The sequence below is a fragment of the Streptococcus sp. AS20 genome (assembly GCF_000524255.1).
Taxonomy (GTDB): domain Bacteria; phylum Bacillota; class Bacilli; order Lactobacillales; family Streptococcaceae; genus Streptococcus; species Streptococcus constellatus.
Genome location: NZ_JANS01000011.1, coordinates 40183 through 65136, shown reverse-complemented (window position 1 = coordinate 65136; position 24954 = coordinate 40183). Strand labels below are relative to the sequence as shown.

The 24954-nt window shown below is 38.3% G+C and carries 19 protein-coding genes and 2 pseudogenes; 18 read left to right on the top strand and 3 right to left on the bottom strand.

All coding sequences use genetic code 11. From position 1 onward, the window contains the following. The first annotated feature begins 151 nt into the window (after positions 1 to 151). The 5 genes from HMPREF1514_RS05850 (at position 152) to HMPREF1514_RS05830 (ending at position 5605) form a co-directional block, all read left to right on the top strand. Positions 152 to 1648 (top strand): ABC transporter permease, encoded by a 1497-nt coding sequence (locus tag HMPREF1514_RS05850; protein WP_037597954.1) that lies wholly within the window; start codon positions 152 to 154, stop codon positions 1646 to 1648. After that, entirely contained in the window at positions 1648 to 2574 is a 927-nt protein-coding gene (gene oppC, locus HMPREF1514_RS05845; RefSeq protein WP_006270263.1) for an oligopeptide ABC transporter permease OppC, read from the top strand. Before HMPREF1514_RS05850 ends, oppC begins: the two co-directional genes overlap by 1 nt. A gap of 8 nt (positions 2575 to 2582) precedes the next feature. Then, a complete protein-coding gene (locus tag HMPREF1514_RS05840; RefSeq protein WP_006268109.1) occupies positions 2583 to 3650 on the top strand; it encodes an ABC transporter ATP-binding protein in 1068 nt (355 codons plus the stop codon). A 10-nt stretch (positions 3651 to 3660) separates the two neighbouring features. After that, positions 3661 to 4584: an ATP-binding cassette domain-containing protein gene (locus HMPREF1514_RS05835; protein WP_003070566.1), complete on the top strand. Its 924-nt coding sequence runs from the start codon at positions 3661 to 3663 to the stop codon at positions 4582 to 4584. Positions 4585 to 4768: 184 nt separating this feature from the next. Beyond that, positions 4769 to 5605: a Cof-type HAD-IIB family hydrolase gene (locus HMPREF1514_RS05830; RefSeq protein ID WP_037597953.1), complete on the top strand. Its 837-nt coding sequence runs from the start codon at positions 4769 to 4771 to the stop codon at positions 5603 to 5605. 56 nt (positions 5606 to 5661) lie between these two features. Here the strand turns inward: HMPREF1514_RS05830 and HMPREF1514_RS05825 are convergent, their stop codons facing one another. After that, positions 5662 to 6627 (bottom strand): LacI family DNA-binding transcriptional regulator, encoded by a 966-nt coding sequence (locus tag HMPREF1514_RS05825; RefSeq protein WP_006268416.1) that lies wholly within the window; start codon positions 6625 to 6627, stop codon positions 5662 to 5664. After that, a complete protein-coding gene (locus HMPREF1514_RS05820) occupies positions 6608 to 8062 on the bottom strand; it encodes a sucrose-6-phosphate hydrolase (protein WP_037597952.1) in 1455 nt (484 codons plus the stop codon). Before HMPREF1514_RS05820 ends, HMPREF1514_RS05825 begins: the two co-directional genes overlap by 20 nt. Before the next feature lie 191 nt (positions 8063 to 8253). Here HMPREF1514_RS05820 and HMPREF1514_RS05815 point away from each other — a divergent pair, with 191 nt between their 5' ends. From HMPREF1514_RS05815 to HMPREF1514_RS05775, 9 genes are all read left to right on the top strand, one after another. Next, positions 8254 to 10152: a sucrose-specific PTS transporter subunit IIBC gene (locus tag HMPREF1514_RS05815; RefSeq protein ID WP_037597951.1), complete on the top strand. Its 1899-nt coding sequence runs from the start codon at positions 8254 to 8256 to the stop codon at positions 10150 to 10152. Positions 10153 to 10291: 139 nt separating this feature from the next. Then, positions 10292 to 11191, top strand: a complete 900-nt coding sequence (scrK, locus tag HMPREF1514_RS05810) for a fructokinase ScrK (RefSeq protein ID WP_037597950.1) — start codon at positions 10292 to 10294, stop codon at positions 11189 to 11191. A 65-nt stretch (positions 11192 to 11256) separates the two neighbouring features. Further along, positions 11257 to 11667: a peptide deformylase gene (locus HMPREF1514_RS05805; protein WP_037597948.1), complete on the top strand. Its 411-nt coding sequence runs from the start codon at positions 11257 to 11259 to the stop codon at positions 11665 to 11667. Between the two features lie 265 nt (positions 11668 to 11932). Beyond that, entirely contained in the window at positions 11933 to 13120 is a 1188-nt protein-coding gene (locus tag HMPREF1514_RS05800) for an NADH-dependent flavin oxidoreductase (protein ID WP_037597946.1), read from the top strand. A 170-nt stretch (positions 13121 to 13290) separates the two neighbouring features. After that, complete coding sequence (locus HMPREF1514_RS05795) at positions 13291 to 13749, top strand: MarR family winged helix-turn-helix transcriptional regulator (RefSeq protein ID WP_037597943.1); 459 nt, start codon at positions 13291 to 13293, stop codon at positions 13747 to 13749. After that, positions 13742 to 15508, top strand: coding sequence for an ABC transporter ATP-binding protein (locus HMPREF1514_RS05790; RefSeq protein ID WP_037597941.1), 1767 nt, complete (start codon positions 13742 to 13744; stop codon positions 15506 to 15508). Before HMPREF1514_RS05795 ends, HMPREF1514_RS05790 begins: the two co-directional genes overlap by 8 nt. Next, on the top strand, positions 15498 to 17258 hold the full coding sequence (locus tag HMPREF1514_RS05785) for an ABC transporter ATP-binding protein (protein WP_037597939.1): 1761 nt from the start codon (positions 15498 to 15500) through the stop codon (positions 17256 to 17258). The genes HMPREF1514_RS05790 and HMPREF1514_RS05785 overlap by 11 nt, the downstream gene beginning before the upstream one ends. Before the next feature lie 209 nt (positions 17259 to 17467). Next, positions 17468 to 17761 (top strand): PTS cellobiose transporter subunit IIB, encoded by a 294-nt coding sequence (locus tag HMPREF1514_RS05780; protein ID WP_037597936.1) that lies wholly within the window; start codon positions 17468 to 17470, stop codon positions 17759 to 17761. A gap of 10 nt (positions 17762 to 17771) precedes the next feature. Further along, positions 17772 to 18092 (top strand): PTS cellobiose transporter subunit IIA, encoded by a 321-nt coding sequence (locus HMPREF1514_RS05775; RefSeq protein WP_021002019.1) that lies wholly within the window; start codon positions 17772 to 17774, stop codon positions 18090 to 18092. Positions 18093 to 18225: 133 nt separating this feature from the next. Here HMPREF1514_RS05775 and HMPREF1514_RS05770 read toward each other — a convergent pair. Beyond that, positions 18226 to 19624: pseudogene (locus HMPREF1514_RS05770) on the bottom strand (glycoside hydrolase family 1 protein). A 216-nt stretch (positions 19625 to 19840) separates the two neighbouring features. Here HMPREF1514_RS05770 and HMPREF1514_RS05765 point away from each other — a divergent pair. From HMPREF1514_RS05765 to HMPREF1514_RS05750, 4 genes and pseudogenes are all read left to right on the top strand, one after another. Then, positions 19841 to 21036: pseudogene (locus HMPREF1514_RS05765) on the top strand (PTS sugar transporter subunit IIC). A 33-nt stretch (positions 21037 to 21069) separates the two neighbouring features. After that, the gene (locus tag HMPREF1514_RS05760; protein ID WP_037597932.1) at positions 21070 to 21795 is read left to right on the top strand and encodes a GntR family transcriptional regulator; all 726 of its coding nucleotides are present in this window, start codon (positions 21070 to 21072) and stop codon (positions 21793 to 21795) included. Between the two features lie 30 nt (positions 21796 to 21825). Next, entirely contained in the window at positions 21826 to 22770 is a 945-nt protein-coding gene (manA, locus tag HMPREF1514_RS05755; RefSeq protein WP_037597930.1) for a mannose-6-phosphate isomerase, class I, read from the top strand. Positions 22771 to 23031: 261 nt separating this feature from the next. Continuing rightward, a complete protein-coding gene (locus HMPREF1514_RS05750; protein WP_037597929.1) occupies positions 23032 to 24879 on the top strand; it encodes an APC family permease in 1848 nt (615 codons plus the stop codon). Positions 24880 to 24954 lie beyond the last annotated feature (75 nt).

Below are 24954 nucleotides of genomic sequence, written 5' to 3'. Positions count from 1 at the left end.
TTAATCATAGTGATTGAAGTAGAATATCTGATGTGACTCATGCTAAATCAGTAAATACCAAAGAATTAGCAGATCATGTAAAATAAACTTCTCATCAGAACTTTCTCTAACAGGGGAGAAAGTTCTTTTGGGATTTTAAAGGAAACGGTAAATGAAGAAATATATTTTTATGCGTATCTTACGCTCTTTAGTATCTATTTTCATGGTAACAACATTGACTTACACCATTATCTATACTATGGTGCCAAGAAAGTTGATTTTCAAGCAGGATCCGAACTATAATAAAATAGCTACAACTCCTGATAAAAAGACTAATTATGAAAATACAATTTTTGAGCGTATGGGTTACATTGACTACTATGATACGAAGGAATTACAAGAAAAAGCTAGTAAAGAGAATCCTTCTGTAACAGTAGAACCTAGTAATGCAAATAAAAAAATCTATGAAGCTTACATCAAAAAGTTGGGGCGTGGTTGGAAATTGCAGCAATTCAAAGAAAGTAAGCAATTTTATGCAACTCGAGAGGTTCCAGTTTATGAACGCGTTCTTGGTTTCTATGGCAATTTGATTCAAATTGACCATACAGGTGCTGTGAAAGATGCTTCTAATCCAAACTTGAAGCGTTATCTTCGTATTGAAAATGATCCTGCTATTGGTTGGTCTGTTGTTGGTTCTGGAACGAAACATAAGTATTTATTGTACTTTAATGGGCAATTTCCGTTTGTTCATCAGAATTTTGTGAGATTAAATCTAGGTATTTCTTATCCAACTTATGCGAATCTTCCTGTTTTACAAGTTATTTCGCAAGGGCAAGGACAAACGAAAACTTCTGAAGTTCAATTCCCGACAGGTAAGAAAACTTCGTCTGTCAACATTTATACAAGAACTTATAAATCTCCAAAACAAGCCGATGCGCGTGATGTTGCCAATTATGGAAAAGATGATCCATATACGGCAACAGAAAGTAACTACCAATATCCATCAATGATTGTAAGTTCTTCAATTGTTGGTTTGATTGGTCTGGCTTTATCTTACTTAATTGCTGTTCCGCTTGGATCTTACATGGCTCGCTTTAAGAATACATTGTTTGATAGTATTTCAACAGGAGCCTTGACATTCTTGATGTCATTGCCAACCATCGCTTTGGTTTATATCATTCGGTTGATTGGTTCGGCTCTTGGATTGCCGGATTCCTTCCCTATTTTGGGAGCGGGAGATTGGCGTTCCTATGTTCTTCCGGCAGTTATTCTTGGGCTTTTGAGTGCGCCTTGGACAGCTGTTTGGATTCGTCGTTATATGATTGACCTGCAATCACAAGACTTTGTTCGTTTTGCACGGGCAAAAGGTCTCTCTGAACAAGAAATTTCAAATAAACATATTTTTAAAAACGCCATGGTACCACTTGTATCCAGTATACCTGGTGCTATTATCGGAGTTATCACAGGTGCGACTTTGACCGAAACAATCTTTGCTTTCCCTGGAATGGGTAAAATGCTGATTGACTCTGTTAAAGCATCTAATAATTCTATGGTCGTTGGTCTTGTATTTATCTTTACATGTCTTTCTATTTTCGCTCTTCTATTGGGTGATATTCTGATGACCATGCTTGACCCACGTATTAAATTAACATCAAAAGGAGGTAAATAATGGCTACAATTGATAAAAGTAAGTTCACATTTGTAAAACGCGATGATTTTGCCTCTGAAATAATTGATGCGCCAGCTTATTCTTACTGGAAATCTGTTATGCGTCAATTCTTAAGGAAAAAATCAACAATTGCTATGTTGGGTATTCTTGTTGCAATTGTTTTGATGAGTTTCATCTATCCGATTTTTTCAAATTTCGATTTTAATGATGTAAGTAAAGTAAATGATTTTAGTGCTCGTTATATCAAACCGAATGCCCAATATTGGTTTGGTACAGATAGTAACGGAAAATCCCTCTTTGACGGAGTGTGGTTTGGAGCACGTAACTCTATTCTTATTTCAGTTATTGCAACCATGATTAACCTTGTGATTGGTATTGTTATTGGTGGTATCTGGGGAATTTCAAAGACTGTCGATCGTGTGATGATTGAGATTTATAATATCATTTCTAACATTCCACCGCTTTTGATTGTCATTGTCTTGACTTACTCAATTGGTGCAGGTTTCTGGAATTTGATTTTTGCTATGACCATCACTGGTTGGATTGGGATTGCTTACAATATTCGTATCCAAATTCTACGTTATCGTGATTTAGAGTATAACCTTGCCAGTCGCACTTTGGGAACACCGACTGTTAAAATCATTGTAAAAAATATTATGCCACAGTTGGTTTCTGTGATTGTGACAACTGCTTCACAATTACTTCCAAGTTTCATTTCATACGAAGCCTTTCTGTCTTTCTTTGGTTTGGGACTTCCTGTGACGGTGCCAAGTTTAGGGCGTTTGATTTCGGATTATTCACAAAATGTTACAACAAATGCATATCTTTTCTGGATTCCATTAACAACGTTGATTTTGGTTTCCCTTTCCCTATTCGTTGTCGGTCAGAACTTAGCGGATGCTAGTGATCCACGTACACATAGATAGGAGTAAATATGACACAAGAAAAAAATGTAATATTGACTGCCCGCGATATTGTCGTGGAATTTGACGTTCGTGATAAAGTCTTAACCGCCATTCGTGGTGTATCACTTGACCTCATCGAAGGTGAAGTTCTTGCTCTCGTAGGAGAGTCAGGTTCTGGTAAATCTGTTTTAACAAAGACTTTTACTGGAATGTTAGAGGATAATGGTCGAGTAGCGCAAGGATCGATTAACTATCGTGGACAAGATTTGACAAAATTGAAATCCAATAAAGATTGGGAACCTATTCGTGGTGTTAAAATTGCGACTATTTTCCAAGACCCAATGACAAGTTTAGACCCAATTAACACGATTGGTAGCCAGATTACAGAAGTTATTGTAAAACATCAAAAGAAAACGGCAAAAGAAGCGAAGGAAATGGCTATTGACTATATGAATAAAGTCGGTATTCCTGATGCTGAAAAGCGTTTTAGTGAGTATCCTTTCCAATATTCAGGAGGAATGCGTCAACGGATCGTTATTGCCATTGCGCTTGCTTGTCGTCCTGATATCCTAATCTGTGATGAACCTACAACAGCGCTTGATGTTACCATTCAAGCACAAATCATTGATTTGTTGAAATCATTGCAACAAGAGTATCAATTCACTACTATTTTTATCACCCACGACCTTGGAGTGGTAGCAAGTATTGCGGATAAAGTTGCCGTTATGTATGCTGGAGAAATCGTCGAGTATGGTACAGTAGAAGACGTCTTTTATGATCCACGTCATCCTTATACTTGGAGCTTGTTATCAAGCTTGCCACAGTTGGCAGATGATAAAGGAGAGCTTTACTCTATTCCTGGCACACCGCCGTCTCTTTATTCACACTTGCAAGGAGATGCTTTCGCTCTTCGTTCAGATTATGCGATGGAAATTGATTTTGAGGAAAAACCACCTCAAATCTATGTATCAGATACACATTGGGCAAAAACGTGGTTGCTTCATGAAAATGCTCCAAAAGTGAATAAACCTGCTGTTATTGATGATTTACATGAAAAAATTAGCTCAAAAATGGGCTTTGCTCATTTAGATGCTTAGGAGGAAGGAAATGCCTGAAAAATTAGTAGAAGTTAAAGATTTGGAAATTTCCTTCGGTGAAGGAAGCAAGAAATTTGTTGCTGTAAAAAATGCTAATTTCTTTATCAATAAAGGAGAAACGTTTTCACTTGTAGGAGAATCCGGCTCTGGTAAGACAACAATCGGTCGTGCCATTATTGGTTTGAACGATACTAGCAAAGGAGATATCTTCTTTGATGGAAAGAGAATCAATGGTAAGAAATCAAAAGAGGAAGAATCAGAAGTGATTCGCAAGATTCAAATGATTTTCCAAGACCCTGCTGCTAGTTTGAATGAACGTGCGACAGTTGATTATATTATTTCAGAGGGTCTGTATAATTTCCATCTGTTTAAAGATGAAGAAGAACGTCAGAAAAAGGTGAAAGATATTATTCATGAGGTGGGGTTGTTGTCAGAGCATTTGACCCGCTATCCGCATGAATTTTCTGGTGGTCAGCGTCAACGGATTGGGATTGCTCGTGCGCTTGTTATGGAGCCAGATTTTGTGATTGCAGATGAGCCGATTTCAGCACTTGACGTCTCTGTGCGCGCACAAGTTTTGAATCTTCTTAAGAAATTCCAAAAAGATCTAGGCTTGACTTATCTTTTCATTGCCCATGATTTATCAGTTGTACGTTTTATCTCAGACCGTATTGCTGTTATTTATAAGGGTGTGATTGTAGAAGTGGCTGAAACAGAAGAACTCTTCAATAATCCAATCCATCCTTATACGCAGTCATTGCTATCTGCTGTTCCAATTCCAGACCCAATATTGGAGCGGAAGAAAGTATTGAAGGTTTATGATGCTGCTCAACATGATTATTCAGTAGATAAGCCAGAAATGGTTGAAATTCGTCCAGGACACTTTGTCTGGGCTAATAAAGCAGAAGTTGAAAAGTATAAAAAAGAATTGTAAATAGATCTTCAACTTTGTTGACAATTAAAGAGGTTAAATAAGAACTTAGTCTCTAGTTAAAATTAAGGAATGAACGACAATAAAAAAGCTTAAAACCAACATTTTTGATAACATGGTTTTAAGCTTTTTTACTATTTTTGAGCTTTTATGCTATACTAATTTTAGTAAAAAAAGGAGAAATGTTATGTATCAATTGATTGCATTTGACATGGATGGAACGCTTTTGACCAGTCAAAAGACGATTGCTAAAAGTAGTATTGCAGCTATTGACAGAGTGCATGCAGCTGGAAAACAAGTTGCACTTTCAACAGGGCGCTCTCTGTCAGAACTAGGTCTTTATAAAAAAGATTTGCAAGGGATTCGCTATGCCGTTCTTGCTAGTGGTGCATTGATTTATGATTTGGAAATGAAGCAAACTTTAGCGGAGCAAACATTACCTGCTGTTGTGGTGGATAAAGTGAAGGCGTTGGCAGAAGCTCACGATTTAATGGTGGTCGGTATGATCAATGGACAAGGCTATCTTCAGCGCTCTAATTTTGAGAACATTGCGAACTACTATATGGAAATTTATACTGAACTGTATGACGAAACAGCGGTATTAGTAGATAATATCTGTGATTTGTTAGCAAAGGAAAGAGAAAATTTTGGTAAGATCAACATCTATCATTTAACAGCTGATGAACGAGATCAATCGTATGAGGTTTTGTTATCTGAGGATATTGCCATGATAAAATCAGAAGTAAGTGGTCTTGAACTAACAGCGCGGGGTGTTGAAAAAGGGCAAGGTTTAGCTCACCTGGCTCAATATTTGCAACTTCCTATGGAACAGATCATTGCTGTTGGTGACGCAGATAACGATGAAAGTATGATTCGTGAAGCAGGCTTGGGCATTGCTATGGGAAATGCTAATGAGAGTATTAAAGGATTGGCGGATGTCATCGTAGCTGATAATGATCATGATGGCTGTGCGCAGGCAATTGATGAATTTCTTTTTGAAGAAAAATATAAGAATAAGGAATAAACGCTAAGCCCACTTAAGTATGGAGAAATTAAGTGGGTTTTCATTATTTTACAGTGTTAAATGCTTTTTCCTGAAGAAAGGTGAACAGGTAAGAAGTAGCCCGTTGTTGGAACTTTTTCTCCTTCAATTTTTCGCAGCAATAAATCGACCAGTAAGCAAGCTATATCTTTTAATGGTTGCTGAATAGTGGCGAGCTGTGGATAGTAATTTTCCACAAAATAAGTTCCGTCATAACCAATAACTTTTAGTTCCTCTGGGATGTTGATCCCCAGTTCTTGAGCGACTTTCATGATTAAAATGGCAGTTAAATCATCTGAAGCAAAAATAGCATCAGGCTTCTTATCTTTTAAGATATTTTTGATTTCCATTTCTTTGCGAATGGGTGAGAAGTCACTAGATACATTGATAATAGGAGCGGTTGGTAGGACAGAGGCAAAGCCTGCATGGCGGAGACCTGTTGGTGAATTGGAATTATCATTTCCGGTAATCATAATGATCTTTTTAGCTCCAGATTTGACCAATGTTTCTGCGGCTAGGGTCCCACCAGCATAGTTGTCAGAAGATACAACAGGGATAGAAGGAGACAAGTTGCGGTCAAAAGAGATAATAGGGGCTGTTACGCGGTCATAATCCGAAATTCCCAAGTTATGGCTGCCAGAGATAATGCCATCGACTTGATTGGCTTCTAGCATCTCCAGATACTCTTTTTCTTTGCTTGAATTGTGTTCGCTGTTGCAGATAATTGTTTTGTAACCTCTATTAAATAACTCGTGTTCTAATTTATCAATGAGTTCAGCATAAAATATATGACTAATATTTGGAAAAATCAGTCCAATTAATTTAGCGGATTTTCCTTGTAAGCTGCGAGCGAGATTATTAGGCTTGTAGCCTAATTCTCGCATAGCTTCGGTTACTTTTGTGATTGTTTTTTCTGAGAGGTAGCCTTTTCTGTTAATCACACGGGAAACAGTTGTGGGGCTGACCCCTGCTAGTTTTGCTACATCAGTTAGTTTTGCGACCATAATCTAATTCATAGTAAGTTCCGGTTGGATTTCCTTCAGTGATAAAAATGCCGTTTTGGTCATTATGTGGGAAAATGCGACCTGAAAATACTTTCTCTCCTTTGTTAATAAAAATTTCAAAAACTGACTTATCAATGAAAATTGAGGCAGTTGTAGTTTGGTTTTCAATCATACAGCGGCGAACTGTCCCAAATTCAAGAGCATATTGTTCGCCAACTTCACTACGGTCAATTGTTACTTGACCATTTTTGATGTCGAAGCGAATACGGAGGCCTTTGTGTTTTTGATCTGCAAAGAGGACGATTTCAGTTTGTGAATCACTTGCAAATTCTAATTCCAGTTCATAGCTATTTTTTGTTTTTGCTTGGTTGGTGAATACTTTATTCTCTTTCCGCAGGTTTTGGATTGCTTGAACAGGATATTGATAGAGTTTTCCTTTTTTTAGTGTTAATTCCTTGACAAGCGAGAAAATTCCTTGATGATCAAAACGATCAGATGGGTAAGCAATATCCGGCAAACCTAACCAGCTGACTGCTAAGACACGGCCATCTGGAGCATTGAAAGCTTGGGTGGCATAGCAATCAAATCCATAATCTAAATTTTGCAGAGGACTAGGATCGACAATTGCTGTCTTTGCTGTGTCAAACGATTGACCTATCTTATACATGTTTGGGAAAATATTGTCGTAAGGAGCAACTTCTTTTGATAAACCTTGAGGGCAGTAGAGCAAAACAGGTGTTTCATCAATAAAGACAAGATTGGGGCATTCCATCATATAGGCTGTATTGTCATTTTCAAAGTCTAAATCGCCGACTTCTTCCCAGTTTATATAGTCGTTTTCAACTGCTTTATAAAGCTTGATAAACCCTTTTTTGTCCAGAGTTTGTCCGCCGACAATGGCATAGCTCTGGCCTTTATAATTGAAAATCTGTGGATCGCGAAAGTGATCTGTAGCTTCTTTTGGTTGCTCAATCAAGACTTTATCAATCTTCTCGAGTTTCCCTTCTTTATCCAGCAATGCTCCAATTTGGTATGGGTGACGTACCCAATTTTCATCGCGAACATTTCCGGTATAAAAAAGGAAAAGCTTGTCATTAAACTGCATAGCAGAGCCAGAGTAGGCGCCGTGGCTATCCAATTTCGTATCTGGTAGAACTCGTACACCAGTTTCTGTGAAATGGACTAAATCATCACTTTCGAGCTGTACCCAGCATTTTAGACCGTGGGTTGCTCCAAAAGGGAAGTTCTGATAGAACACAATCCATTTACCATTAAAATAAGAGAAGCCGTTTGGATCATTGAGTAATCCTGTCTGAGGTTCTACATGGTAACTAGTATGCCAAGGGGATTTTTCAATATTTTCTTTTATTTGATTGATTTCATCTGTTGTCCAGTTTTCATAACGTTTGTAGCGTTGTTCGGTTGTCCAAGCCAATCTTTTATCCTCCAATATAGTTTTCTTACTTATATAGTAAACGTTTTCTTTAGAAAAATCAACTTTTTAGCAGAAAAAAATAAAATTTCTGTAAAACGCTTGACATATTTTTAAATCATGTTAAAATAATAGTCGTAGGAGCGATTAAATCGCTTTCATAAAAGTTAATTATTTTCAATAAGGAGATGCAAATGGAAAATAAAGACATTGCAAAAGCGGTCATTGAAGCCATCGGTGGACGAGACAATGTAAGTAGTGTTGCTCACTGTGCAACCCGTCTGCGTATCATGGTCAAGGATGAAGCTAAAATTGCTAAAGACAGAGTTGAGAATCTTGAGAAGGTTCAAGGAGCATTCTTTAATTCAGGTCAGTATCAAATTATTTTTGGGACTGGTACCGTTAATAAAATATATGATGAAGTGGTTGCACTTGGCTTACCAACTTCTTCAACTGGTGAACAAAAAGCAGAAGCTGCTAAAAAAGGAAATTGGTTCCAACGTGCTGTTCGTACATTTGGTGATGTATTTGTACCTATCTTACCAGCCATCGTAGCAACAGGTCTTTTCATGGGGATTCGTGGTGCGATTAATAATGATACGATTCTTGGATTATTTGGGACAACCTCAAAAGCTTTTGCTGCATCAGATTTTTATACTTATACAGTCGTTTTGACAGATACAGCTTTTGCTTTCTTCCCTGCTTTGATTTCTTGGTCGGCTTTCCGTGTATTTGGTGGGAATCCGGTTATTGGTATTGTACTTGGCTTGATGCTGGTAAATACAGCTCTTCCAAATGCTTGGGCTGTTGCTTCTGGTGATGCCAAGCCAATCATGTTCTTTGGTTTTATTCCGGTCGTTGGTTATCAAAATTCAGTTTTGCCAGCCTTCTTCATTGGTCTACTTGGTGCGAAGCTTGAAAAATGGTTGCATAAGAAAATTCCAGATGTGCTTGATTTGCTTGTTGTGCCATTCTTGACTTTCCTTGTGATGTCAGTTCTGGGTCTCTTTATCATTGGTCCAATTTTCCATTCACTTGAAAATGTCATTCTTGCTGCAACAAAAGCTATTCTTGCCTTACCGTTTGGCTTAGCAGGTTTGATTCTTGGGGGCATTCACCAACTAATTGTGGTAACAGGTGTTCACCATATCTTCAACTTATTAGAAGCGCAATTGATTGCCAATGAAGGAAAAGATGCCTTTAATGCGATTATTACAGCTGCTATGACAGCCCAAGCCGGTGCAACTCTTGCAGTTGGTGTAAAAACAAAATCTAAAAAATTAAAAGCTCTTGCATTTCCAGCAGCTCTTTCTGCAGGTCTTGGAATCACTGAGCCAGCTATTTTCGGGGTGAACTTGCGTTATGGTAAACCATTCGTTCTGGGTCTTGCTGCCGGTGCTATTGGTGGTTGGTTAGCCTCTATTCTTGGACTTGCTGGGACTGGATTTGGGATTACCATCATCCCAGGTACGCTTCTCTATCTGAATGGTCAAGTTCTTCAATATATCTTTATGGTACTTGTAACAACTGGTCTTGGATTTGGTTTGACTTATGCATTTGGTTATAAAGATGCTGAAGAAGAAGCTACTGAAGCTAAAGAAGTAGTCGAAGCGAATGAAGCTGCTGCGCCAGTTCTTACTGACGAAACAATCCTTTCTCCAATCGTTGGTTCAATCGTTGATTTGAAAGATGTCAATGATCCAGTGTTCTCAAGTGGTGCTATGGGACAAGGAATCGCAGTAAAACCTAGCGAAGGTGTGGTATATGCTCCTGCTGATGCAGAAGTGACAATCGCATTTGCAACTGGTCATGCTTACGGATTGAAAACGACAAATGGAGCTGAGATTTTGATTCATATTGGGATCGACACAGTTTCTATGAACGGTGATGGATTTGATCAAAAAGTTGCTCAAGGTATTAAAGTCAAAGCAGGTGATGTTCTTGGTACATTTGACGTTGCCAAAATTGCAGCCGCTGGTCTTGATGACACAACCATGGTGATTGTTACCAACACGGCTGATTACGCTTCTGTCACTCCTGTTGCAGAGGGTGCAGTAACTAAGGGAGAGGCTGTCATTGAGTTGAAAGTCTAATGTAAGATAAAGCGAGCAAATGAATGTTTGTTCGCTTTTCTTTGAAAAAGAGAAGAATAACTGAAATTTGTACTCAGAAGTGACATGAATATATGCTATAATGAAGAGAGAATAAAACAAAATATAAAGAGGTTTTGAAATGACAAAATTGTATGGAAGCTTAGAGGCTGGTGGTACAAAATTTGTTTGTGCAGTTGGTGGCGATAATTTTGAAGTGGTTGAGAAAACGCAATTTCCAACGACTACACCGATTGAAACATTGGATAAAACAATTGCATTTTTCTCACGCTTTGAGAATTTGACGGGATTGGCAATTGGTTCTTTTGGACCGATTGATATTGATCCAAATTCAAAAACGTATGGTTTTATTACAACTACACCCAAGCCACACTGGGCAAATGTTGATATTGTTGGTGCTTTGCGGCGTGCATTGAATGTACCGATTTTCTTTACGACAGATGTTAATAGCTCTGCGTACGGTGAAATAGTAGCACGAAACAATGCTGGTGGTCGTATTGAAAATTTGGTTTATTATACGATTGGAACAGGTATTGGTGCTGGTGCTATTCAACGTGGTGAATTTGTTGGTGGAACAGGTCATCCTGAAATGGGGCATTATTATGTTGCGAAACACCCGATGGATGTAGAGAAAGAATTTAATGGTGTTTGTCCATTCCATAATGGTTGTTTGGAGGGATTGGCTGCCGGGCCTAGCTTAGAGGCGCGTACTGGCATTCGAGGAGAAAATATAGAACTAAACAGCTCTGTCTGGGATATTCAAGCTTATTATATTGCACAAGCAGCGATTCAAGCAACAGTGACTTTCCGTCCGAATGTTGTTGTCTTTGGTGGAGGGGTCATGGCGCAACAACATATGCTGGATCGAGTTCGTGAAAAATTCACTGTTCTTTTGAATGGTTATCTGCCAGTACCTGATGTGCGTGACTATATTGTGACACCAGCTGTTGCTGGAAATGGCTCAGCAACACTTGGAAATTTTGTTTTAGCTAAAAAAGTCAGTGAAAAAGTCAAAGGATAATTAAGTGAATTGAGAGCAAGTAAAAGGATATTGAATGAACTTGCTTTTTTCTTACGAGGAGGAAAATGATTAAACCAATTGTAAAAGATCTATTATTTTTACAACAGAAAGCGCAATTAGCGACCGAAAAAGATATCGAAATTGGGCAGGATTTATTAGATACTTTAAAAGCAAATCAAGATAGGTGTGTCGGAATGGCGGCCAATATGATTGGGGTGCAAAAACGAGCGATTATTTTCATGTATGGTATGGTGCCTGTTATCATGTTCAATCCTATTTTGAAAAGGAAGTCCTCTCCTTATCAAGCAGAAGAATCGTGTTTATCACTTTCGGGAAGTTGCTTGACGACTCGTTATAAGGAAATTATGGTTGAATATTTGGACCAGAATTGGCAAAAACAAACGCTAACTTTGAAAGATTTTCCAGCACAAATTTGCCAGCATGAATTGGATCACTTGGAAGGTATTTTGATATAGAAAAACGTGTAATATATGCTATGTCAGAAAAATCGACTAATAGTGAAGAAATGCTAGAATTTTGTAAGTTTTGTCGAATGAATCTTGATGAACAATGTTTATAGTTTAAAAAAGCGTAGGGAATGGTTGATTTGTGATGCAAAAAGTGGATTTGCTGGAAATGAAGTCTGGGGAATATGCTTAGCTAAATGAGTTATTATCTGCGATGATGGTTTTAATAAAATAATAGTGGAATCAAAAATTTAAATTTTAAGGAGGATTTGTCATGTCAAAGAGTCTTATAGATACGGTTCAATTCCGTCATGGTGCTCAGCTCTCTAGTCGTTTGGTTATGCCACCAATGCTAACCTTTAGTGGTTTGAAAGGTGGTTTCGTTTCTGATGATACCTTGCGCTATTATCATGCTCGTTCGCAGGCGGCTGGATTATTGATTGCTGAATACCATTATGTGAGTGAGTCAGGTGGACCTTGCTCTAGACCAGGTTATCCTGAACAATTAGGAATTTACTCCGATGAGCATCTAGAGGGAGCTAAAAAGATTGCGGCAGCCTTGCAGAAAAATGGCAACAAAGCTATTTTACAGATTCATCATGGTGGGCGCGAGGCTTCTGGTCGCGCTGTTAAAGGTGAGGAGGTTTTGGCACCCAGTGCTCTTGATTTTTCATTTTTGTCTTATCCAGTTCGTGAAATGACGAATGCTGAGATTGAAGGAATTATTAAAGATTTTGGACGTGCCACTAAGCGTGCTATTGAGGCTGGTTTTTCAGGAGTGGAAATTCATGGTGCAAATCATTATCTCTTGCAGCAATTTTTTTCAAGTTTCTCAAATGTGCGTGAGGATAAATGGGGCGGTTCTTTAGAAAAACGCATGGCTTTTCCTCTTGCGGTCGTAAAAGAAGTGAAACGAGTAGTGGAAAAATATGCACCAAAAGATTTTATCGTAGGCTATCGGATCAGTCCTGAAGAAATTCACGGAGATGAGGTCGGTTATAGTTATAGAGAAGCCCAAGCCTTGATTCGAGAGGTCATCAAATATGAGTTGGATTACATTCATCTGTCGCTCTGGGAAGGATATGCGTCAAAACCTGTTGGCTCTGATCGGACTTATGCTGAGCATTTTAAATCCATTCTAGATAATCAAACTAAGCTAATTATTGTTGGTGGTGTCTTTAGTGAGGAAGATGCGCAGGATGCGATTGCACAGACTCCGACTGATTTGATTGCAGTTGGTCGCGGAACATTGATTGATCCGTTGTTTGGGCAAAAGATAAAAGAAGGTCGTGGTGATGAAATTGTACACCAAATTAGTCCAGAACAACTAGAGCAAACCACCTGGACATCTGGTTTGCGTGAAGCCTTTACTCGTGAGGATTCTTTAGGTTTACCAGAGTTGCCAGGACATGATAGTATCACAGAGCTTCATACTGGAAAATATGACAGTGCTGAAAAGTAAACGTCTTATATAAAAAATAGGGATAGCTGGCTGAATTTTTGGTCAGCTATTTTATTTTAATAAAAATAGTTCTCATAGAAACTTATTACTTGACATTCATTTGAATTATAGTAAAATAGTTCTCATGAAAACTAACTGGTTCTCTAGAGAACTATTTGAAAGGAAATCAAATGGAAAAACCATTATTGGAATTCAAGCGATTTGGACGGAAGACACATCTGATGATTCAAAAAATTGCCAAAGAGCGAGGGATTGAATTTATGGCGGGTCCACAAGGGCAAGTATTGCATTTTGTGAATCATCGAGAAGATTGTGGCAAGATGACCTTTATTAAAGATATTGAGCAGGAGTTGGGAATTACCAAGTCAGTTGCTAGTAATTTAATGAAGCGAATGGTTAAAAATGGCTTGATTTATCTGGAAGTGAGTGAAGCAGATAAGCGCGCTAAGATTATTCGTTTGACATCGGAATCAAAAGAGCGCATGAATAAAATTCGGGATTTCTTTGATGAGATGGATCGCTGCTTATTGAATGGCATTTCAGAAGAAGATTTGGTGACTTTTTTTCAGGTAATGGGAAAATTTTACCAGAATATTGAAAAAATAGGAAAAGGAGAAGCGAATGGTTAAATTGTTTAAACGTTTAACTGTCAAAGAAGTAGGGCTGATTATCATCAGTATCTTATTTACTTGTTTGGCAGTTTATTTGGACTTAGAGGTTCCAACCTATATTTCAAAAATTACGGAACTCTTACAGACGAGAGGAACAGTTATTTCTGATTTGTGGAATCCGGGCTTGAAAATGATTGGATTGTCATTTGCTAGTTTTCTCAGTGCTGTGGTAGTTGGTTTTATTGCGGCTAGATTGGCAGCTAGCTTTACAACGAGCTTGCGCTCAGATATTTTCAATCGTGTACTGGATTATTCAAATGCTGAGATTAAGAGATTTTCTATTCCAAGTCTTTTAACGCGGACAACCAATGATCTTACGCAAATTCAGCTTATGATTACTATGGGCTTGCAAGTCGTGACTCGTGGGCCGATTATGGCGATTTGGGCGATTACAAAAATCATTGGGAAATCAGAATACTGGCTGTGGGCAGTTATTGTCGCAGTTATTGTGAATATGATTATGACGACAGTTTTGATGACGTTGGCCTTTCCAAAACAATCTGTTATTCAACGGTTGACTGATAAGTTAAATAGTATTACGCGTGAAAGTCTAACAGGGATTCGTGTTGTTCGGGCTTACAATGCTGAAGACTATCAGGATGATAAATTTGCAGGGGCAAATGATGAAGTGACTCGGTTGAATCTCTTTGTTAGTCGGCTCATGGCTATTTTAAATCCGATTATGATGGGGATTTCGAGTGGTTTGACCTTGGCAATATACTGGATTGGTGCTTACTTGATTCAAGATGCAGTTTTATCAGGACGTTTGCCAATCTTTAGTGACATGGTTGTCTTTATGTCCTATGCTATGCAGGTCGTAATGGGCTTCATGCTCATGGCTGCTCTGTTTATCGTTCTTCCTCGTACCTTGGTGTCTGCGGGGCGGATTAATGAGGTACTTGATTTGCATTCCACGATTGAATCTCCAATGCAACCCAAAACAGCTAAAGATGTCAAAGGTGAAGTGGTATTTGACAATGTTTCTTTCCGCTATACTAAAAACTCTGAGGCTGTCATTGAACATGTTAGCTTTACAGCTAAAGCGGGCGAAACGGTAGCTTTCATCGGATCAACTGGTTCTGGGAAATCAACCCTAATTAGTTTAATTCCTCGTTTCTATGATGTGACAGAAGGAAGAATTTTAGTAGATGGCGTGAATGTAAAAGATTATCAGTTGGAAGATTTGCATAATAAAATTGGCTACATTCCACAAAAAGCTGTTCTCTTTTCTGGTGATATAAAGAGTAATTTAGATTTTGGACAAAGCAATGAAAGTCCATTGGATGATGAAAAAATGTGGTCTGCGTTGGACTTGGCACAAGCGAAATCATTTGTTGAAGAAAAAGAAGGTGGTCTGAACTCAGAGGTTGCACAAAGCGGAACCAATTTCTCTGGTGGTCAAAAGCAGCGGCTGGCGATTGCACGTGCACTTGCTAGGAAACCTGAAATTCTGATTTTTGACGATTCATTTTCAGCACTGGACTATAAGACAGACCGTATTTTGCGAGAAGAATTGGCGAAAAAAGTGAAAGCTACAACCAGATTGATCGTAGCTCAGCGGATTTCAACGATCATGGATGCTGATCAGATCTTGGTGTTGGATAAAGGGAAAGTTGTTGGGCAAGGAACTCACAAAGAGCTGCTAGCGACAAACGAAGTTTATCAAGAAATTGCTTACTCACAATTATCAAAGGAGGAATTGGAAAATGGAAAATAAAAAATCATCTTTATTTAGCCAAGTGAAACCCTATATTAAAGGATTCCAGTTTCCATTGCTCGTTGCATTTGTGGGAGCAATGCTATCTAGTGTTATCACGGTTTATGGTCCGGTCAAATTAAAAGAAATTACCAATCTTATCACAGAAGGAATGAGAAGTCGGATTGATCTGAAGGCGATCTCTAATATTGCTCTTTTCTTAGCCGTTTTATATGCGGTGGGTACTGTATTAAATTATATGCAATCCTTTATTATTTCGTCCGTTGTTCAGCATTTTTCAAAACGTTTACGGACAGCCATTGAGGAGAAAATTAATAAATTACCCTTGCGGTATTTTGATAGCCATTCGCAAGGGGACACTCTTTCACGAGTCACTAATGACGTGGATACTGTTGGACAATCTCTGAACCAAAGTTTAGGCATAGTGATTTCATCAAGTTTGCTTCTTATTGCTGTTCTCTTTATGATGTTTTATAACAACGTGGTTCTATCCTTTGTAACGATTGGATCGGTTTTGATTGGTTTTGTCTTTGTTGCGTTGATTATGGGCAAATCACAACGGTTTTTCCGCGCACAACAAGAGAATCTTGCTAGTGTCAATGGATATGTGGAAGAGATGTATTCTGGTCACAATGTCATTGTCAGCTATAATGCTACCGAAGAATCAAAAAAAGCCTTTCAAATGCTTAATACGAATCTTTATAGTAGTATGTGGAAATCACAATTCATTTCAGGGATTATGATGCCGTTAATGATATTTATAGGGAACTTTGGTTATGTGATGGTCGTATTGGTTGGAGCGAGCATGGCATTGAATGGTGATGTCACGATGGGGACGATTGTTGCCTTTATGGTATATGTACGGACTTTTTCTCAACCATTGTCCCAAATTGCACAAGGGATTACCACTCTTCAACAAGCTAGTGCTGCTATGGGGCGTGTATTTGAGTTTTTAGCAGAGCCGGAAATGGAAAATGATGAGCACAAGTCTCAACAGCTCACAACTTTAAAGGGTGATGTTACCTTTGATAATGTATTCTTTGGCTACAATCCGGATCGAACAATTATTCATGATTTTTCTGCCAAGGCCAAAGCCGGCCAAAAGATTGCTATTGTTGGTCCGACCGGTGCTGGGAAAACGACGATTGTCAATCTGTTGATGAAATTTTATGAAATTGAGAAAGGGCGGATTACTATTGATGGTGTTGATACCAAGCAAATGAAACGCTCTGAAGTGCATGATGCTTTCTCAATGGTCCTTCAAGACACTTGGTTATTTGAGGGAACGATTAAAGAAAATTTGATTTACAATCAGAAGAATATTTCTGATGAAGCGGTTGTGGCAGCGACTAAAGCTGTCGGGGTTCATCACTTTATCAAGACTTTGCCAAAAGGATACGATACAGTGTTGGATGACACAGTCAGTCTTTCTGTTGGGCAAAAGCAATTGCTGACTATCGCGCGTGCACTTCTTAAGGATGCTCCCTTACTTATCTTGGATGAAGCGACTTCATCTGTTGATACGCGGACAGAAGAATTGATCCAAAAAGCGATGGATAAGTTGATGGAAGGAAGGACTTCTTTCGTCATTGCTCACCGCTTGTCGACCATTCGTAATGCTGATTTGATTTTGGTCATGCGAGATGGCAATATCATTGAACAAGGAAATCATGATCAATTGATGGAAGAAAATGGCTTCTATGCTGATCTTTACAATAGTCAATTCGATGAAGACGCAGAGTATGCGTAAAGGAAATGACAAACGATAAATTACAATAGGGACTCTTTCTAGTCAAACTTTGACCGGAAAGAGTTTTTTGTTATTAAATTTTTAAAAAAGTATAATCTTTATATATAAAAGACTAGATATTTAATAAAAACTGTGCTATACTAATTTCAATGATAGGTAATTTGTTAATAAAAACTTACCTCATATACAAAATTTTAAAGAGAAATTTCATGACAAAAGCGTTAATTATCTGTGCAGCAGGGATGTCTTCTTCTCTCATGGCTAAAAAGACAACTGAATACCTTCAAGGTCAAGGACAAGATATTACTGTTGAAGCAATTGGAGCAACAGAAGGAAATAAAGTAATTGAATCTGCCGCATTTGATCTTTATTTAATTAGTCCTCAAACAAGAATGTATTTTAAACAATTTGCTGACCTCGGAGAAAAAGTTGGACGTCCAGTTGTTCAAATTCCACCTCAAGCCTATGTTCCAATCCCAACAGGAGTCACAGACAATCTATAAAGAGGATGTTATGAATACAGAAGAATTACAAGTAGCAGCATTTGAAATCATTCTTCATAGTGGAACTGCGCGTGCAACAGTACACGAAGCATTTGCAGCGATGCGACTTGGTCACTACGATGAAGCTTCTCAAAAATTGGAAGCCGCGAATACAGAGTTGGTTGAAGCACATCACGCACAGACGAAATTGTTGCAAGATTACGCAAGTGGTGTTGAGATTAAGATTGAGATCATCATGGTTCATGCACAGGATCATTTGATGACAACAATGACATTACGTGAAGTGGCATTAGAGATGCTTGAATTATATAAAAAGTTAGAAGAAAAATAATTTATTTATAAACCTCCTAAGAATAAACTTATAGTGTTTGTGTGAATTAGTTACATGTTATAGGTTTATTTTTTATCTTTTATTTAGCATAAACTCCCCAAGGTATCGGAACCCTTGGGGAGTTTTGTCACATTTAATCTTCAAAACCATTTTTGTCAGACAACTCTTTAAAGAAATAACCTGATTTATTAATCGTTCGTTTTCCTTTCTTATCAAGGTCAACGGCAATGAGACCATAGCGATTTTTGTAGGCATTGCACCAGGACCAATTGTCCATACAAGTCCAAAGATGATAGCCGATGCAGTTAGCTCCTTCTTCAATGGCTTGGTGTAGGTAACGGAGGTGATCTTTGATGAAGTCAATACGGTAGTCGTCCTCAATTTGACCATTGGCGTTGATATAGCGCTCCTCACCTTCGACGCCCATGCCGTTTTCTGAGATATAGCAAGGAAGATTTCCATAGTTATCACGGACATTCATCATAATATCATAAATTCCTTTTTTCATAGATTTCCCAACCGCGATAAGGGTTCATTTTTTTACCTGGCATATCGTAGTAGTCAAAGAAATCATCTGGCATAGGATTCTGCGGGTCTTTATCGGCAGGGTTTTCCTTTGCTTTAACTCGGCGTGGCTGGTAATAATTGACACCAAGCAAGTCAATGGTATTTTCTTTAATGGTCTGCAAATCTTCAGCTGTGTATTCTGGCATCATATCCAATTCTTTAATGATAGCAATCAAATCAGCAGTGTATTCGCCTTTGATGGCAGGATCTAAGAAAGAGCGATTAAAGAAAGCATCTGCAATTTGAGCAGCTTTGACGTCTTCAGGATTATTCTCATCACGCGGATAGCTTGGAGTTAAGTTGAGGATAATCCCAATTTTACCATCTTGCTTTTCGTGATAGGCTTTGACAGCTAAGCTGCTGGCGAGCATTTCGTGAAAAGCCACCTGTACAGCGTGTTTCATGTTGATTTCATTTGGATAGTGGAAATTGTAGAGGTAACCACCTTCGACGGGGACAATGGGTTCATTGTGAGTGAACCAATATTTGACGCGGTCACCAAATAGGTTAAAGCAGGTTTTTGCAAAGTTTACATAAGCATCAACCGTTTCCCGATTAAGCCAACCACCTTTTGCTTGTAGTGCCATTGGCATGTCAAAATGGTATAAGTTAATAAATGGTTCAATTCCATTTGTAATCAGTTCATCAATGAATGAATTGTAAAAATCTACGGCTTGTGGATTAACAGCACCAACGCCTTCTGGGATTAGACGACTCCATTGGATAGAAGTGCGGAAAGAATTGTGTCCAGTTGCTTTCATTAGTTGCACATCTTCTTTGTAATACTGATAATTATAGGAAGCTTTATCAGGTCCAATATGGTTGAAAAATTTTTCAGGTTCTTTGTTGTATCAATAGTCCCAGATATTCTCTCCTTTTCCATCACCGTCAAATCGACCTTCTGTTTGCGGCCCACTGGAAGCAGTTCCCCAAAAGAAGCCTTTTGGAAATGTTAAAAATGTCATATATTTTCTCCTTTTTAAAAATAGTCTACAATATAATACTATACTTTTTTTCAAAAAAAGTCAATCTTTTATATAAAAAGTATAGACAATTTATAAAAAGTATAGTATAGTTAGAGTATCAAAAAAGAAAAAGAGGGAAGATTGATGAACAAGTTTCTAGATCAAATCGGTGATAAGTTGTTGCCATTGGCAAACAAACTCGCTTCCAATCGTTATTTGGCTGTTTTACGAGATGCCTTTATGCTCTCCTTTCCATTAACGATGTTTGGCTCAATTGTAGTGGTATTTAACAATTTGCCATTTTTTAATGATGCAACGAAAGCTACTTTGTCTAATCTGTTTGGCAGTGGACAAAATGCAACGATGTCAATTATGACAATCTTTGTAACGTTTGGTATTGGCTATTATTTATCAAAATCTTATGATGTGGAAGGAATTTTTGGAGAAGCAGTTTCCTTTTCTAGTTTTCTTCTTTTGACACCTTTTTATACCATGCCAGAAAAAGGTGAAAAAATTTCAGGCGTCTTGAGTTTAGACCGTTTAGGGGCAAAAGGGATGTTCCTTGGAATGCTGGTTGCATTTTTGGCAGCGGAAATCTACTGCTGGGCAACGAAAAAAGGTTGGCAGATTAAAATGCCAGACAGCGTTCCGCCTGCAGTAGCCAAGTCGTTTGCGGCTTTGATTCCTGCCGTATTGACTCTTTCCATATTCTTGTTTGTCAATGCTGGTTTGACAGGATTTTTCAATGCAAATCTTCATGATATTATTTATAAGGTTATTCAAACGCCGCTGGTTGGCTTGGGAAGTAGTATCTGGGCAACTTTAGTGGCAATCTTCTTTGTTCAATTTTTATGGTTCTTGGACTTCATGGACAAATTCTTGTTAATTCTGTCATGGATCCAATTTGGAATACATTGATGTTGGATAACTTAGAGGCTTATCAGGCTGGCAAGCATTTGCCACACATTATTTCCAAATCATTTATGGAAACATTTACTGTTGGTTTAGGTGGTTCTGGGATGACGCTAGCTGTAGTTATCATTATGGCTTTTATTCTGAAAAAGAAAATGTATAAGGACGTTGGACGACTTGCTCTTGGAGCGGGGCTATTCAATGTCAATGAACCAGTTATCTTTGGCTTGCCAATCGTTTTGAATGCGACTATTCTGATTCCATGGGTTTTAGCACCGATTGTTGTGACTGCGTTTAACTATATTGTGATGGCAGTAGGAATTGTTCCAGCTCCAACAGGAGTGGCAGTTCCTTGGACGGTGCCCGTATTCTTTAGCGGAATGCTAGCAACCAATTCCATTTTAGGTGGTGTCCTTCAGTTAGTGGATATGGTGATTGTTGGATTTATCTGGTATCCATTCCTTCGTATGCTGGACAAACAACCTGATTCTGTATTATAATGAGATGAATGACAGATTTGCAGGAGCTATCATATGCCTAAATACGAAGAAATAGCAAATATACTTCGAGATAGAATCGCAAATGGAGTCTACCCAGTAGACTCCATGTTGCCTATTCAGTCTGAATTATCAAAAGAGTTCGGTGTTAGCCGAATGACTATAAAAAAAGCTGTTGAGATTCTAACCATTGAGGGATTGATTTTTTCCAAACAAGGAAATGGAACGAGAGTGTTAAATTCCTCTTTTTGGGATAAAGAAGATTCAAAATTTCGTTTGAATAATTACAATGGCTTGAGTCAAGATTTCAAAAATGATGACCGAAAATTAACGAGTCAGATTATTCAGTTTGCAGTTGAATTCCCAGAAGCCGAGATTGCAGAGCGCCTGCAAGTGGAAGTGACGACGCCAGTTTATAAAATCATACGTTTGCGTCTGCTTGATGAGAAGCCCTATGTGTTGGAACACACTTATATGCCGTGTGATTTGGTGCCAGGATTGGATGAGACTATTTTACTTCAGTCTATCTATGCTTATTTATGGGATGAATTAAACTTAAAATTTGCCGGAAGTTATCGCCATATCACAGCTGAAAAGCCAGATGAATATGATAAAATGTATCTGGACTGTCAAAATGACGATCCACTTTTGCAGGTTGAACAAGTCGTTTATCTCGAAAATGGGCGTCCGATTGAGTACTCGAGAAGTCGCAATCGCTTTGACACGAGAGGGTATTCGCTTTTAGATGTTAAAAATATTTAAGTTGTTTGTACAATATTAAAGGAGGAAATGATGTCAGAACCATTATTTTTACAATCTGTTATGCAGGAAAAAATCTGGGGCGGAACGAAGCTACGAGATGAATTCGGCTATGAAATTCCCAGTGATAAAATAGGCGAATACTGGGCGATTTCAGCTCATCCACACGGAGTATCTACTATAAAAAACGGTCGATTTGCAGGACAAGGATTGGATAAAGTCTATGCTGAGCACCGTGAATTGTTTGGCAATAGCAACGAGCCTGTTTTTCCGCTTTTAACCAAAATTTTGGATGCCAATGATTGGCTTAGTGTTCAAGTTCATCCAGATGACCACTATGCTATGAAGCACGAAGGAGAATTAGGAAAGACCGAGTGCTGGTATGTGATTGCGGCAGATGAAGGAGCAGAAATCATCTATGGACACAGTGCTCAGTCACGAGAAGAGTTGCGCCAGCAGATTGAAAAGAAAGAATGGGAGAAGCTCTTAACCAAGGTGCCAGTCAAGGCTGGGGACTTCTTCTATGTTCCAAGTGGCACCATGCACGCCATTGGCTCAGGTATCTTGATTTTAGAAACGCAACAGTCCAGTGATACTACCTATCGTGTTTATGATTTCGACCGAAAAGACGCTCAAGGCAATTTGCGCGAGCTTCATCTAGAAAAATCCATTTATGTACTCAATATCGGTGCGCCGGCCAATAGTCGACCAGTTACTGTGAAAGCAGATGATTTGCAATCAACCCTTTTGGTTGCCAGTGATTTCTTTGCCGTTTACAAATGGGAAGTGTCAGGGAAAGTTGCGATTGAGAAAACAGCTCCTTATTTATTGGTGAGTGTGTTGGCAGGACAAGGGATGCTGACAGTAGATGAGAAAGCTTATCCGATTGCAAAAGGAGACCATTTCATTTTACCAAGCGATCTGGAGGCTTGGACTTTTGAGGGACAAGATCTTGAAATGATTGTCAGTCATCCGTAAAAAAATGATATAAAAAATCAGAGGTTGGGGGAAATTCCTTGACCTCTTTAAAAGCATAAGTCTAAAGCATCATGATGTAGTGGTTCATTAGTTTACTCATTTTTACAGATGATTTCAAAGGAATTATAGTAGTCTATTTTATTCTCTTATTTATGCAGAAATTATCAGTTATATTAAAAAACGATGTCATTTTCAGAAAACATTGATACTATTTCAGAAAAGCGTTATAATGGCTGATATTGAAAAATTTAGGAGAAAAATATGTTTTCCAAGTTGAAAAATATTTTTATTGGTCGACCTTTGAAATCAAGTGATGAGGGAGAAGAAGGAAACTTATTAACAAAACTACAAGCCCTAGCCATGTTATCAAGTGATGCTCTGTCTTCAATTGCTTATGGGCCTGAACAAGTTGTTTTGGTTTTGATATCTGTATCTGCTGGCGCGATTTGGTGGTCGTTGCCAATTGGTATTGTGGTGCTGATTTTATTGGCTAGTTTGACTATTTCATATCGTCAGGTGATTCATGCCTATCCACAAGGTGGTGGGGCTTATATGGTTACAACGGAAAATCTTTCACCAAAAGCTGGTCTGATTTCAGGTGGTAGTTTGCTGGTTGATTATATGTTGACGGTAGCGGTATCTGTTTCGTCTGGGGCAGATGCGATTACGTCAGCTATTCCTGCATTGCACCCATATAACTTGCATATTTCGATCGTTTTAGTGCTGGCTTTAATGCTAATGAACTTACGCGGATTGCGGGAATCTGCAGTTTCTCTTATGATTCCAGTGTATTTGTTTATCGCAAGCACTGTTTTCTTGATTGGCTTTGGCTTATTGCAATTATTGCTGGGAAATTTATCTTATCATGCAACAGCGCCAATTGGAAAATCTATCTCAGGCGTTAGCTTAGTGCTTCTGTTACGTGCTTTTACGAGCGGTTCAGCTTCTCTGACAGGTGTGGAAGCTATTTCAAATTCTGTCCCATTTTTCAAAACACCAAAAGCTGAAAATGCAGCGAAAACATTAGCAATTATGGCTGCCATTTTAGGCTTCATGTTTGCCGGTATTACTTTTTTAAACTACTGGATTGGAATCGTTCCGATAAAAGACGTTACAATACTCGCTCAAATGGCACAAGCTATTTTGGGAAATTCACCTATTGGGCGGCTTCTCTTTTATATTTTCCAACTGTCAACAGCACTCATTCTTGCTGTAGCAGCTAATACAGGCTTTTCGGCCTTTCCTATGCTATCTTACAATATGGCAAAAAATAAATATATGCCACATATGTATATGGAGAAAGGTGCTCGCCTTGGTTATTCAAATGGGATTTTGACCTTGGCCATTGGTGCAATTTTTCTTTTGTTGATTTTCAATGGAAATACTGAGCGGCTCATTCCACTTTATACGATTGGTGTATTTGTACCTTTTGCGCTTTCTCAAACAGGAATGGTCGTACATTGGCGCAAACAGCATGGAAAACATTTCTTAAAATATTCTGTAACAAATATTCTGGGTGCAGCAATTTGTTACACGATTGTGGCGATTTTGTTGCTTTTCCGTTTGCGAGATATCTGGCCATTCTTCCCGATTATTATTATTTTGCTTTGGATTTTCTTAACAATCAAAAATCATTATAATAAAGTTGCTAAACAATTGCGTTTAAATGAAAAAATTGAACGCGTGAATTATGCAGGAAATCTGGTTTTGGTCCTTGTTGGGAATGTTACGCGTGTTAGTGCCGGTGCGATGAATTATGCTTGTAGTATTGGTGATGAAGTGATTGCTATGCACGTATCTACTAAAGAAACACAAGAAAAAGATGAGGAAGTAGCAAGTGAATTTAAACACTATTTTTCAGATATCCAATTTGTCAATGTAGAAACAAGTTACCGTAATATCATCAGACCAACAGTACAGTATGTGACAAAAGTCGCTCGTAATGCGCAGAAGAAAGGTTATACCGTAACGGTATTAGTGCCACAGTTCATTCCAAATCATAGCTGGCAAAATATGCTGCACAATCAAATGAGCTTGAAATTGAAATATTTTCTCAGATGGCATGAAAATGTTGTTGTAGCTAGTTATTCTTATCACTTAAAAGAGTAAGGACATAGAACGGTAGTTTTGAATGGAACTGCCGTTTTTATCCTTTTATTTTCTTGAAAGATATAGTGAAAAATG